General features: G+C 68.4%; 11 protein-coding genes. 9 read left to right on the top strand and 2 right to left on the bottom strand.

The genetic code is table 11. From position 1 onward, the window contains the following. Positions 1–74: 74 nt before the first annotated feature. From LXE91_RS37850 to LXE91_RS37810, 9 genes are read left to right on the top strand one after another with little or no spacing between them, the layout of a single operon-like run. Positions 75–1,619, top strand: a complete 1,545-nt coding sequence (locus LXE91_RS37850) for a sugar ABC transporter ATP-binding protein (RefSeq protein WP_046543615.1) — start codon at positions 75–77, stop codon at positions 1,617–1,619. Further along, on the top strand, positions 1,612–2,643 hold the full coding sequence (locus LXE91_RS37845) for an ABC transporter permease (protein ID WP_039356060.1): 1,032 nt from the start codon (positions 1,612–1,614) through the stop codon (positions 2,641–2,643). The genes LXE91_RS37850 and LXE91_RS37845 overlap by 8 nt, the downstream gene beginning before the upstream one ends. 42 nt (positions 2,644–2,685) lie before the next feature. Continuing rightward, positions 2,686–3,633: an ABC transporter substrate-binding protein gene (locus LXE91_RS37840; RefSeq protein WP_011549866.1), complete on the top strand. Its 948-nt coding sequence runs from the start codon at positions 2,686–2,688 to the stop codon at positions 3,631–3,633. A gap of 29 nt (positions 3,634–3,662) precedes the next feature. After that, complete coding sequence (locus tag LXE91_RS37835) at positions 3,663–4,679, top strand: aldo/keto reductase (RefSeq protein ID WP_039356073.1); 1,017 nt, start codon at positions 3,663–3,665, stop codon at positions 4,677–4,679. Beyond that, positions 4,676–5,551 carry an amidohydrolase family protein gene (locus LXE91_RS37830; protein ID WP_039356077.1) on the top strand — a complete coding sequence of 292 codons (876 nt, stop codon included), beginning with the start codon at positions 4,676–4,678 and terminating at the stop codon, positions 5,549–5,551. Before LXE91_RS37835 ends, LXE91_RS37830 begins: the two co-directional genes overlap by 4 nt. A gap of 22 nt (positions 5,552–5,573) precedes the next feature. Then, on the top strand, positions 5,574–6,584 hold the full coding sequence (locus LXE91_RS37825; protein ID WP_039356079.1) for a zinc-binding alcohol dehydrogenase family protein: 1,011 nt from the start codon (positions 5,574–5,576) through the stop codon (positions 6,582–6,584). Positions 6,585–6,615: 31 nt separating this feature from the next. Beyond that, the gene (locus tag LXE91_RS37820; protein ID WP_039356082.1) at positions 6,616–7,797 is read left to right on the top strand and encodes a mannitol dehydrogenase family protein; all 1,182 of its coding nucleotides are present in this window, start codon (positions 6,616–6,618) and stop codon (positions 7,795–7,797) included. Then, a complete protein-coding gene (locus LXE91_RS37815; RefSeq protein WP_039356085.1) occupies positions 7,794–9,317 on the top strand; it encodes a UxaA family hydrolase in 1,524 nt (507 codons plus the stop codon). The genes LXE91_RS37820 and LXE91_RS37815 overlap by 4 nt, the downstream gene beginning before the upstream one ends. 55 nt (positions 9,318–9,372) lie before the next feature. Further along, positions 9,373–9,651 (top strand): hypothetical protein, encoded by a 279-nt coding sequence (locus tag LXE91_RS37810; protein WP_039356087.1) that lies wholly within the window; start codon positions 9,373–9,375, stop codon positions 9,649–9,651. 62 nt (positions 9,652–9,713) lie between these two features. On the opposite strand, the gene LXE91_RS37805 is transcribed toward LXE91_RS37810, so the two are convergent. After that, positions 9,714–11,675 carry a phosphatase PAP2 family protein gene (locus tag LXE91_RS37805; protein WP_039356090.1) on the bottom strand — a complete coding sequence of 654 codons (1,962 nt, stop codon included), beginning with the start codon at positions 11,673–11,675 and terminating at the stop codon, positions 9,714–9,716. Between the two features lie 181 nt (positions 11,676–11,856). After that, on the bottom strand, positions 11,857–13,443 hold the full coding sequence (locus LXE91_RS37800; protein WP_039356092.1) for a methyl-accepting chemotaxis protein: 1,587 nt from the start codon (positions 13,441–13,443) through the stop codon (positions 11,857–11,859). Positions 13,444–13,541: the final 98 nt, after the last annotated feature.

Raw genomic sequence — 13,541 nt, 5'->3', positions numbered from 1 at the left:
GGTTTGATTGCTGTAATTCATCCAAATTGGACTGACCGGATAGTGCGGAGGTCGATCCACCCCAAGGAGACGCAATGGCAATGCCTCGCAATCTGCCCGGTCAGGCCGCGCACGACGAAGCGGACCGGGAGATCCTGCGCCTGGACGGAATTCGCAAGCGCTTCCCGGGCGTCCTCGCGCTCGACGGGATTCGCCTCGACCTGCGCCGCGGCGAGGTGCATGCGGTGTGCGGCGAAAACGGCGCGGGCAAATCGACGCTGATGAAGATCATCAGCGGCCAGTACCTGCCCGACGACGGCGTCGTTCACTATCGCGGCGCGCCGGTGCGGTTTCGTTCGGCGTCCGAAGCGCAGGCGGCCGGCATCTCGATCATTCACCAGGAACTCAATCTCGTCCCGCACCTGAGCGTGGCGGAGAACCTGTTCCTCGCGCGCGAGCCCCGGCGCGGGCCGTTCGTCGGTACGAAACGCATGAACGCGGATGCGGCGCGCTGCATCGCGCGTATCGGGCTGAACGTGGCCCCGACGACGAAGGTCGGCGTGCTGTCCATCGCGCAGCAGCAGATGGTCGAGATCGCGAAGGCGCTGTCGCACGACGCGCGCGTGCTGATCATGGACGAGCCCACGTCGTCGCTGACGGAAGCGGAAACGGTGCAGCTCTTTCGCATCATCGAGGAGCTGCGTGCCGACGGCGTGGCGATTCTGTACATCTCGCACCGGCTCGACGAAATGGCGCAGATCGTCGATCGCGTGACGGTGCTGCGCGACGGGCGCCACATCTCGACCGACGATTTCGCCGACGTGAGCATCGACGACATCGTCGCGCGCATGGTCGGACGCACGCTCGACGACGCCTATCCGTCCCGGCAATCGGTGCCGACCGACGAGGTGCTGCTCGATGTGCGGGACCTGCGCCGCGACGGCGTGTTCGGGCCGGTGTCGTTCGCGCTGCGCCGCGGCGAGATCCTCGGGTTCGCGGGGTTGATGGGCGCCGGGCGCACCGAGATCGCCCGCGCGATCTTCGGCGCCGATCGCGCCGACGGCGGCACGATCGCGCTGCACGGCCGGCCCGTGACGATCCGCTCGCCGCGCGAGGCGATCCGGCACGGCATCGCGTATCTGTCGGAGGACCGCAAGACGGAGGGGCTCGCGCTGCCGATGCCCGTCGCGGCGAACCTCACGCTCGCGAACGTGCGCGGCATCACGTCACGCTTCGGGTTCCTGCGCTTCGACGACGAACTCGACGTCGCGCGCCGCTACGTGCAGGACCTCGCGATTCGCACGCCGTCCGTGCACCAGCGCGTGCGCAACCTGTCCGGCGGCAACCAGCAGAAGGTCGTCATCGGCAAATGGCTGTACCGCGGCTCGAAGATCCTGTTCTTCGACGAGCCGACGCGCGGCATCGACGTCGGCGCGAAATTCGCGATCTACGGGCTGATGGACCGGCTCGCCGCCGACGGCGTCGGCGTGGTGCTGATCAGTTCGGAGTTGCCCGAACTGCTCGGCATGACCGACCGGATCGCCGTTTTTCACGAAGGTCGATTGACCGCATTTCTCGACACGAAACACACCAGTCAGGAGGAGATCATGCACTACGCGTCGGGGCGTTCCCATGCTTGAAATGACATCCGATCGAAGCCAGGCCGACGAGCGGGCGGCGCGACAGCGGCGGCGCGACCTGATCCAGAAGTTTGCGGCGCTGGGCAGTCTCGTCGTGCTCGTGTCCGCGTTCTCGATATCGAGCGCGGCGTTCTTCTCGGTCGACAACCTGATGACGGTCGGCCTGCAGGTCACGTCGATCGCCTATCTGGGCGTGGCCGCCACCTGCGTGATCATCACGGGCGGCATCGACCTGTCGGTCGGCTCGGTGCTCGCGCTGGCCGGCGTCTGCGCGGCGCTGCTGGTCAAGGCCGGCGTGCCGGTGCCCGCCGCGATGGCGGCCGGCATCCTGGTCGGCGCGCTGTGCGGGCTCGTCAACGGCATCTGCGTGACGCAGATGGGCCTGCCGCCGTTCATCGCGACGCTCGGCATGATGCTCGTCGCGCGCGGCATCGCGCTGCAGATCACGGGCGCGCGGCCGGTATCGGATCTCGGCGACGCGTTCGGCGCGCTGGGCAACGGCGCGCTGCTGCGGATCTCGCGCATCGGCGCGGACGGGTTCCCCGACACGACCTTTCCCGGCATTCCGTATCCGGTCGTGATCATGGTCGTGCTGTTCGTCGTGGTGTCCGTGCTGCTGTCGAGAACGTCGCTCGGCCGCCATATCTACGCGGTCGGGTCGAACGCGGAAGCGGCACGGCTGTCGGGCGTGAACGTGCAGGGCGTGAAGCTGTTCACCTACGTACTGTCCGGCGCGCTCGCGGGCGTGACCGGCTGCGTGCTGATGTCGCGGCTCGTCACCGGGCAGCCGAACGAAGGCGTGATGTACGAGCTCGACGCGATCGCCAGTTCGGTCATCGGCGGCACGTCGCTGATGGGCGGCGTCGGCACGATCTCCGGCACGGCGATCGGCGCGTTCGTGATCGGCGTGCTGCGCAACGGCCTGAACATGAACGGCGTATCGAGCTTCATCCAGCAGATCATCATCGGCGTCGTGATCCTCGGCACGGTGTGGATCGACCAGTTGCGCAATCGCCGGCCCTGACCGGCAGCAAGCAGTCCCTACCAACGAGAAGCGGAGCGAGACATGAACAAATCCATCCTGCTGGCGGCATCGGCGTGCGTGTTCGCGGTATGCAGCAGCGGTGCGTATGCGGCGGGCGGCGAGATCGCGGTGATCGTCAAGACGGTCAATTCGAACTACTGGCAGAACGTGCAGAAAGGCGCGAAGGCGGCGCTCGACGGCGCGAAGGGCTACACGATGACGTTCCAGGGCCCGGCGGCCGAGTCCGACATCAGCGGCCAGGTCAACATGGTCGACAACGCGGTCACGCGGCATGTGGCGGGCATCGTGCTCGCGCCGTCCGATCCCGATGCGCTGGTGCCCGCGATCAAGAAGGCGTGGGAAGCGCACATTCCCGTCGTGCTGATCGACTCGGCGATCGCGGACGCCGGCAAGCCGTACTACCAGGCGTTCCTGTCGACCGACAACGAGAAGGCGGGCGCGCTGTGCGCGAAGGCGCTGATCGACCGCGTCGGGCAGTCGGGCAAGATCGCGATCATGTCGTACGTGCCGGGCGCGGGGTCCGAGGTCAGCCGCGTCGGCGGGTTCCGCAAGTACATCGAGAGCCATTCGAAGCTGCAGGTCGTCGGCCCGTACTACTCGCAATCGCAAATGGCGACCGCGCTGAACCAGACGACCGACGTGCTGTCGGCGAACCCGGACCTGAAGGGCATCTTCGGCGCGAACGAGCCGACCGCGGTCGGGATGGGCCGTGCGCTGAAGCAGTCGGGCAAGGCGGGCAAGGTGGTGGCGATCGGGTTCGACGGCAACGAGGACCTGCAGGGCTTCGTGCGCGACGGCACCGTGCAGGCGATCGCCGTGCAGGGCTCGTGGCAGATGGGGAACCAGGGCGTGCGCACGGCGCTCGACGTGATCGAGCGCAAGCCCGCGCCGAAGCTGATCGATACCGGCGTCGTGATGGTCGACAAGCAGAACCTCGATTCGCAGGCGGCGAAGAACGTCCTGTACTGATCCCTTTTCCCCGCATCCGGTTACGCCTCATGAATGCAAACGATACGCGCACCTTGCCGCGCAGCGGGCTGACGGTGTCCGCGCTCGGCCTCGGCTGCTCGCAGCTCGGCGGCCTTTATCGGCCGATGTCGGCCGCCGATGCCGCCGCGCTCGTCGACGCCGCGTGGGCGGCCGGCCTGCGCTATTTCGACACCGCGCCGTATTACGGCTACACGCTGTCCGAGCGGCGCGTGGGGGCGGGGCTCGCCCCGCGCGAGCGCCGCGCCTTCACGCTCAGCACGAAGGTCGGGCGGCTGATGCGGGCCGACGCGAGCGTGCGGCCGGGCGACGACGGCTGGGCGGAGCCGCTGCCGTTCCGGCCGGTGTACGACTACAGCTACGACGGCATCATGCGCTCGCACGACGACAGCCGGCAACGGCTCGGGCTCGCGCGAGTCGACATGCTGTACGTGCACGACATCGGCGCGATGACGCACGGCGATCGTCACGCGCACTACTGGGACCAGTTGACCCGCGGCGGCGGGTTTCGCGCGCTGGATGCGTTGCGCTCGGGCGGCGAGATCGGCGGGTTCGGTCTCGGCGTGAACGAATGGGAAGTCGCGGCCGACGCGCTGAACGAAGCGGCGCTCGATGCGGTGCTGCTGGCCGGCCGCTATACGCTGCTCGAACAGACGGCGCTCGAACCGCTGCTCGACGCGTGTGCCCGTGAAGGGACGGCGATCGTGATCGGCGGCGTGTTCAATTCCGGTTTGCTCGCCGGCAACGGCAAATTCAACTATGCGGACGCGAGCGCCGACGTGATCGACAAGGCGACGCGGCTCGGCGCGTTGTGCAACCGCTTCGACGTGCCGCTTCCGGCCGCGGCGTTGCAGTTTCCGTTCGGCCATCCGGCCGTCGTGTCGTGCGTGGTCGGCGCGCGCAGCGTGGCTCAGCTGAAGCAGAACATCGCATGGTTCGAGCGCCCCGCGCCGGCCGAGCTGTGGGATGCGCTGCGCGACGAAGGGCTGATCGCGGCGCACGCGCCGGTGCCGGGAGCACACGCATGACCCCGCGCATCGACGCCCATCAGCACTACTGGCGCATCGACGCGCGGGCCGGCTGCTGGCCGCCGGCCGAGCTCGACGCGATTCACCGGGATTTCGGCCCGGCCGATCTGGCGCCGCTGCTCGACGCCGCGCGCATCGATATCACCGTCGTCGTGCAGTCGCTGCCGAGCGAAGCCGACACGCGCTTTCTGCTCGATCTCGCGGCTGAAACGCCGAGCGTCGGCGCCGTGGTCGGCTGGGTCGACCTGAAGGCCGACGACGCACCCGCGCGGATCGCGGCGTTTGCATCCGCGCCGAAGGCGCGCGGCTTGCGACCGATGCTGCAGGATCTGCCCGACGACGCGTGGATCGACGATCCGCGGCTGGATCGCGCAGTCGCCGCGATGCTCGAGTACGGGCTGCGTTTCGATGCGCTGGTGATGCCGCGCCATCTCGATGCGCTGCACGCGTTCGCGCAACGCCATCCGGATCTGCCGATCGTGATCGACCACGGCGCGAAGCCGTTCATCGAGCGCGGCGAGATGCAGCCGTGGCTAACGGCGATGCGCAGGCTCGCGAGCCTGCCGAACCTGCATTGCAAGCTGTCCGGCCTCTGGACGGAAGCCGGGCCGTCGGCCGGCCCGGATGCGGTGCGCGCACGCACGCGGCCGTATGTCCAGGCGCTGGCCGAGCTGTTCGGGCCGACGCGCTTGATGTGGGGCAGCGACTGGCCGGTGCTGCGGCTGGCGTCGGCGTGCGGCGGCTACGGCGAATGGCTGGCCGCGTGCGAGGACGACTGCGCGCAGATGCTCGGCGCCGCGGCGCTGGAGGACCTTTTCGGCGGCAACGCGCGCCGCTTCTACCGGATCGACACCGCACGCCACGACGAATGAACCAGAACGAAAGGAAACCGACATGCTCAGCGTGATTTGCGAATCCCCCGGCGTGCTGCGCGTGCAGCATCGCGAGCTGCCCGTGCGCGGCAGCGGCGAAGTGCTGTTGCGCGTGCAACGGGTCGGCATCTGCGGCACCGATCTGCACATCTTCACCGGCAACCAGCCGTACCTCGACTATCCGCGCGTGATGGGCCACGAGCTGTCGGCGGTCGTCGTCGAGGCGGAAGCCGAGTCGGGGCTCGGCGCCGGCGACGCGGTGTACGTGATGCCGTATCTGTCGTGCGGGCACTGCGTCGCCTGCCGTCACGGCAACACGAACTGCTGCGTGAACATCAAGGTGCTCGGCGTGCATCGCGACGGCGCACTCGCCGAATACCTGAGCGTGCCCGCGCAGTTCGTGCACAAGGCCGACGGCATTTCGCTCGACCAGGCGGCGATGCTCGAATTTCTCGCGATCGGCGCGCATGCGGTGCGGCGCGCGGACATCCGCGCCGGGCAGCGCGCGCTGGTCGTCGGCGCCGGGCCGATCGGCATGGCCGCGATGATCTTCGCGAAGCTGCGCGGCGCCGACGTCACGTGCCTCGACACGCGGGCCGACCGGCTGGCGTTCTGCCGCCAGCATCTGGCGGTCGATGCGGCGGTGGAGGTGGGGGAAGGCGACGCGGAGCGTCTCGCGTCGTTGACGAACGGCGAGTATTTCGATGCGGTGTTCGACGCGACCGGCAACCTCGATGCGATGAATCGCGGTTTCGAATTCGTCGCGCACGGCGGCAAATACACGTTGATCTCGATCGTGCGCGGGCACGTCGCGTTTTCGGATCCCGAGTTCCACAAGCGGGAAACCACGCTGCTCGCGAGCCGCAATGCGACGGCCGAGGATTTCGCGACGGTGCTCGACGCGATGCGCGCGGGGCGCATTCCGGACCGCGCGCTGAACACGCACCGGATGCGGCTCGATGAGGTGCCGGACGCGCTGCCGCGTCTGCTGGATGCCGGGCAGACCGTCGTGAAGGCGCTCGTCGAATGCTGATCTATCGAATCCGCCACGCGGAGCGCACGCGATGACGCCGCCGATCCTGCAGTTCGGCACGAGCCGCTTCCTGCTCGCGCACGTCGACCTGTTCGTCTCCCAGGCGCTGGACGAAGGCAACGCGATCGGCGGCATCGGCATCGTGCAGACGACCGGCAATCCGGCCAGCCGCGCCCGCATCGACGCGCTGCGCGCCACCGGCCGCTATCCGGTGCGGATTCGCGGGCGCGAGCGCGGCGGCGTGGTCGACGAAGTCGTCGAGTGCCGCGCCGTGCAGCGCGCGTGGGACGCCGAGCGCGACTGGGCGGAAATACGCGGCGCCGCGATCGAGACGGTGCGCGTGATCGTGTCGAACACCGGCGACGCAGGCTATCGCGCCGATCCGCGCGACGCCGCAAACCTGCTGGCCCAGCCGGAGCACGCACCGCATGGTTTTCCGGCGAAGCTGCTCGCGCTGCTGCATGCGCGCTGGCAGGTGCGGCCCGATGACGGCGTTTCCATCCTGCCTTGCGAACTGGTGACGAACAACGGCGACACGCTGCGCGACATCGTGCTGGGCCTCGCGCGCCGGTGGCAGCTGCCCGACGCTTTCGCCGACTATCTGGGCAACCGCTGCGTGTGGGTCAACTCGCTCGTCGATCGCATCGTGTCGGAGCCGCTTCATCCGGTCGGCGCGATCGCGGAGCCTTACGCGCTATGGGCGATCGAACGACGTGCCGGCATGACGCTGCCGTGCGGGCACGCGCAGATCGTCGTCACCGACGATTTGCGCAGCCACGAGCGCCTGAAGCTGTTCTTCCTCAATCTCGGGCACAGCTGGCTCGCGGAGCAGTGGCTCGCGGGCGGGCGCGACGCATCGGAAACGGTGCTGGACGCGATGAACGACGCGCGGCTGCGCGACGGTCTCGAGGCCGTGTGGCGCGATGAAGTCGCGCCGGTGTTCGTGGCGCTGGGCTTGCGCGAAACGGCCGAACGCTACGTCGACAGCGTGCGCGAGCGCTTGCTCAATCCGTTTCTCGCGCATCGCATCGCCGATATCGCGGTCAACCATCGCGAGAAGGTCGCGCGGCGGATCGAGCCGCTGCTCGCGCTCGCCGATTCGCTGGCGCTGCCGGCCGGACAACCGCGGTTGCGGCAGCTCGTCGCCCGCCATGAACCGGCGGCCCGCGCTGCGGCGGCAGGCATCGCAACGACAGGGAGAGAGGCATCGTGAAGCAACCGGCAATCGTGATCCTTCACGGCAACGACAACGTCGCCGTCGCACTCGACGCGCTGGCGCCCGACGTGCCGATCGACGTGCACGGCGCACCGCTGCGGCCGGCGGACGCGATACCGGCCGGCCACAAGGTCGCCACCGCGCCGATCGCGCGCGGCGACGCGATCGTCAAATGCGGGCAGCCGATCGGCGTCGCGCTGCGCGACATCGCCGCGGGCGAGCACGTGCACGTGCACAACGTCGGGATGCCCGACCGGCATGCGAACGACGACGGGCCGGTTGGCGACGCGTATGAGGTCGAGACGGATCGCCGCGATACCTTCGACGGCTTCGTGCGGCCCGACGGCAGCGTGGGGACCCGCAACTTCGTCGGCGTGATCGCGAGCGTCAACTGTTCGGCGAGCGTCTGTCATGCGATCGCCGATGCATACCGGCACGGCGCGCTCGACGCGTTCGGTCACGTCGACGGCGTCGTCGCGATCACCCATCAGAGCGGCTGCGGCATGTCGGCGACCGGCGACGGCATCGAGCTGCTGCGGCGCACGCTCGTCGGCTATGCACGGAACCCGAATTTCGCCGGCGTGCTGCTCGTCGGCCTCGGCTGCGAGGTCAACCAGGTCGGCGCGCTCGCGCAACGGCTCGACGCGGCAGCGCCGGGCACCGTGCGCACGCTGGTGATCCAGGACGAGGGCGGCGTGCGCGACACCGTGGCCAAAGGCGTGTCGATCGTGCGCGAGTTGGTGGAGGCGGCCGACGGCGCGCGTCGCAGCGCCGTGCCGGCGTCGCGGCTGACGGTCGGCCTGCAATGCGGCGGGTCGGACGGCTACTCGGGCATCACCGCGAACCCGGCGCTCGGCGCGGCCGTCGACTTGCTGGTCCGCAACGGCGGCACCGCGATTCTGTCCGAGACGCCCGAGATCTACGGCGCCGAGCATCTGCTGATCGCGCGGGCGGCGTCGCGCGACGTGGCCGAGCGCTTGCTCGGCCGGTTGCAGTGGTGGGAGCGCTACGTCGCCGACAACGGCGGCGAAATGAACAACAACCCGTCGCCCGGCAATCTCGCCGGCGGCATCACGACGATTCTCGAGAAGTCGCTCGGTGCCGTGTCGAAGGGCGGCCGCTCGCCGCTGCGCGCGGTCTACGACTATGCGGAGCCGGTGCGGCAAGCCGGACTCGTGTTCATGGATACGCCGGGTTACGACCCGGTGTCGGCCACCGGGCAGATCGCCGGCGGCGCGAATCTCGTGTGCTTCACGACGGGCCGCGGTTCGGTGTTCGGCTCGAAGCCGGTGCCGACGATCAAGATCGCGACGACGACCGGCCTGTTCGAGCGGATGCAATCGGATATGGATTTCGACAGCGGCGGGATCGTCGCCGGTTCGCTCTCGGTCGGCGAAGCGGGCGAGCGGCTGTTCCGGCTGATGCTCGACGTCGCGTCCGGGCGACGATCGCGCAGCGAGGACAACGGCATCGGCGAACGCGAATTCGTGCCGTGGCTGCGCGGCGCGGTCATGTGACGGGAAAGGCGGTGTGCGTCCGCGTGCGCAATCGGACAGCGAAGGAGAACCCGCGATGGAAACCAGCATGAGCGAGCCGATGATCGGCGCAACCGGTCGTGACGACTCGCTGTCGGAACTGGAGAAGGGCTTGCTCGGCGAGGCGCTGCGCCTGCTCGCCGAGACGCGCGCGCGTGCGCTGGAACTCTGTGTCGAGGTCAGCCGGCGGCAGGGCGGCGCTGCGCCCGACGTCCACGATTTCAACCTGCCCACGATCATCGAGCTGCAACGGCGCTTCGGCACGCGGTCTTGCCCGGACGGCGCCGGCATGGCAGCGTCCGGTCGCTTCGCGTAGCCCAACCCGAAGCCGAAGCCGCCCGCGGGCGGCGCCGTTGCAGGAACGCTCTTCGCTGCCGGTTACGCCGCCGACAGCGTGATCGACACGCCCGTCGCGGTATAAACGGGCGTTGCCTTGAACCCGTCGACCGTCACCGTCGAGAACTTCGCGGCAGCCGCCGCGCCGTCGATCAGTGCGATGGTGTCGCCGGCCTTCGGCGTGTAGCCGTTCACGAATTTCACGTGCAGCGTGCCGCCCGTGACGGTGAGCGTGCCGCCCACGCGCAGGCGTCCACCGCCGTTGCCGTCGATGTCGAGTTCGAGCGTCGTGTTGTCGAGCTGCGTATAGCGGGTCGCGATCGTTACCGGTGCATTGGCCGCGATCTGCACGCCGCCGCCCGAGCCGACGTACACGTCGCCCTTGCCGAACGCCGTCGCCGACGCGGCCGCGAGCGTGCCGCCGCTCACCTGCGTGCCGCCCGTGTAGCTGTTGTTGCCCGCCAGCGTCAGCGTGCCGTTGCCTTGCAGCGTCAGCTTGCCGGCGCCCGCGACGTCGTTGCGCCACAGGTCGGCTGCATTGAGCCCGCCCTGCGACGCATCCATCGACACGATCACGTTGCCGTTGAACGCGCCGTAGCCGTCGGCCGCCGCGAACAGGTTCAGGCGGCCCCAGCCTTCCGCGTCGTCCATGACCGGATAGCCGGACGGCAGTTCGGTCGTCTTCAGCACGACGCGCCGCTGGTCGGCGCTCAGGTACGGGAAGCGCGTCTGCAGCAGGATCTCCGCGCCCTTCGGCACGACCGGCGGTGCGTTCGTCGATTCGATCGCGCCGAAGCCGAACGTCATGCGGCGCAGGAACGCGGCCTGGTTCGTCGAGTAGTCGGCGAACCGGTCGGTGGCCGTCGTGCCCGAGTGGGCGAATGCGGAGAACGTCGTGGCGCTCGTTCCCGTCAGTTGCTGCAGCGTCTGATGGGCTTGGGTGTACGCGGCCTGCGCGTCGCTCGCATACGCGGTCAGGTTCGCCGCGCTGACGGCCAGCGCGAGCATGCGCCCGCCGATCACGTCGAGCGGCGAATGCATGCCGGCGAGAATCCGGTTCTCGCCGAGCTCGAGGCCGCGGCTGATCATTTCCTGGAAGCGCTCCGGCACGAGCCACGCCATCGTCGTCGCATCGCGCACGGCCTCGGCCGTGTGGCCGCTGATGAAACCGCCGTCGGTCGCGGGCGTCGTGCTTTCGGCCGGCACGAGCGTCGGCGCGACCACCACGCTCGTGCTCCAGCGGTACGGGCGCGCATATTTGAAGAAGCGCTTCGACGGCTCGGTCGACGCGTTATTGCCCATTTCGTTGAGCAGGTCGACGACCTTCCCGAAGCTGGCGTTGCCGCTGCTGCTGCCGACGCCGACGTTGTTGCCGGAATCGTTGTACAGCACGGTGGTCGCATCGGCGGGCACGCTGGTGATGCTGGTCGTCTGCTGGGCCGCGGTGCGCCATGCGGCGGTGAGCGGGCCCATGCCGTCGGTCACGCTGTAACCCTTGCCGCGCCGGTCGTCGTAGTACGCGGCATCGGCCTGCTGCGGCGTGCGTGCGGTCGTCGCGTTGATCACGTACTGCACGTTGGCCGACAGCACCGCATCGTTCAGGATCGTGCCGCACGACACGCCGCTGTTCGGCAGCCCGGAGCAGGTGGACGGCGAGATGGCCGGGAATGCGCCGTTCGCTGGCGCGCTCACGCCCGCGTCGACCAGCATCGTTGCCGGCTGCCAGAGATCGAGGAAGCGGCTCAACACGCGCACCGCGGCGTTGGTCGACAGCGTCGCGTAGCGCGCATCGCCGCGCTGGTTGGTCGCGACGTTGTCGACGAAAGCGGGCGCGCTCGGGATCGGTGCGCTGTCGACGAAGCCGGGGTCGGCGGGCGGCGCGGGAACGGCCGCGGCGATCGTGCCGGTCGACACGACGTCATCGCCGCCGCCGCAGGCAGCCAGCACGATCGCACTCGACAAGGCTGCAACGTGCAGCGGGAAACGGCTTCGTGACGCAAACATGCAAGACTCCATCCTGATGGTAGAAGATGGAGGATTGTGGTGAGCGATCGTTACGCGGCCGTTACGAATTTGTTTCGCATCGGATTCAATGCGCGCGAATTCCCACTATCTGGTTAATTCCGGATGCTGAGCATGTCGGGCACTGGATTCGATGCGTCCATCGAGGGCGTGCGGCGGGAGGCTATGCGCCGGCCGCCCGCGTGTCGAGCCGGAACAGCGATACCGCCTCGGCAAGCCGGCCTCCCTGTTCCTCGAGCGACTTCGATGCGGCGGCTGCCTGTTCGACGAGCGCCGCGTTCTGCTGGGTGACTTCGTCCATTTGCGTAATGGCCAGATTCACCTGCTCGATGCCGCGGCTCTGCTCGTTCGACGCGGCAGCGATCTCGCCCATGATGTCCGTCACGCGCGCAATCGCATGCGTGACCTGGTTCATCGTCTCGCCCGCGTTGTTCGCGATATGCGAGCCGTCCTGGACTTTCCGGACCGATTGCGAGATCAGCTCGCGAATTTCCTTCGCGGCGCTCGACGAGCGCTGCGCGAGACTCCGGACTTCGCTGGCCACCACGGCAAAGCCGCGGCCCTGTTCGCCGGCGCGGGCGGCCTCCACGGCCGCGTTGAGCGCGAGGATGTTGGTCTGGAAGGCAATCCCTTCGATGATCGCGGTGATCTCGGCGATTTTGGCGGAGCTGGCGCTGATGTCCGTCATCGTGTCGACCATCAGGCCGACCGCCGTGCTGCCGCGCTGGGCGACTTCCGATGCGTTGTTGGCCAGCCCGCTCGCCTGCTGCGCGTTGTCGGCGTTCAGGCGCACGGTGGAGGTCAGTTGCTCCATGCTCGACGCGGTTTCCTGCAACGAGGCGGCCTGCTGTTCCGTGCGGGACGACAGGTCCTGGTTGCCCGACGCGATTTCGCCGGCGCCCGTCGCGACGTTGCTCGATGCGGTACGGACCTCCGAGATCAGGCGGATCAGGTTCGCCTGCATGTCGCGCATCGAAGCGAGGACGCTGCCGGCCGGCGCGGCGCCGGTCGTGGATTCGACGCCGAGGTTGCCGGCGGCGATATGGCCGGCGATCTCGCTGAGCACGGCAGGCTCCGTGCCCAACGCGCGCAGCAGGCCGCGGGTGATGAAGAGGCCCGAGATCGCGGCCGCCGCGGCGGCGGCGATGCTGATCGCGATCAGCATCAGTCGCCGCGACGTATAACGGTCGTCCGATTCCTTCACCAGTTGGGCGGCCATCGTACGCGAGAACGTCGCATACGCATCGGTGGCCGCGACGAGCTGGGCCAGCAGCGGTCGGCACTGTTCGTTGATCATCGTGATCGCCTGATCGCGACGGTTGTTTGCCGCCGCTTCGACGATGGCGCGCGCCACGGGGCCGTATTGCGCCTCGACCGCCCCGATTTGCCGCACCAGTTCGCGGGCCTTGTCGGTCGCGCCGCTGCCCTCGCGGACTGCATTCGTCAGTTCGCCCAGCAGCGCGCCGACTTCGCGATCGGCCCGCAGTGCTGCTTCCTTCTCGATGTCCGCATCGCGGGGCGCGGTCGCCAGGACCTGGTTGCGGGCGGCGATCGCACGGCGGTCGACCGCGGCGAGAATCTTGTCCGCCAGGGTCGCGCGGGCGTTGATGCCGTTGACATAGTTCTCGAATGCCGCGTTCGCATTGCCGAGCGATACGATGCCGAGAATGGAGACGAGCAGAACCATGCACGTCAGGAGACTGAAAGCCAGGGTCAGCTTCGTGCGAACCGTCAATTGTCGATCATTCATGTGGGAGGTCCAGTTTCGTTGACATCGAGTAGTTTTCCTTATTATCTGATTGGTACATGAACAATTGGGGACCGTTTTCGAGGCAATCGTTTGCGTAT

It is taken from the genome of Burkholderia contaminans (genome assembly GCF_029633825.1).
GTDB classification, from domain to species: Bacteria; Pseudomonadota; Gammaproteobacteria; order Burkholderiales; family Burkholderiaceae; genus Burkholderia; species Burkholderia contaminans.
This window is presented reverse-complemented; position numbering and strand designations above follow the sequence as displayed.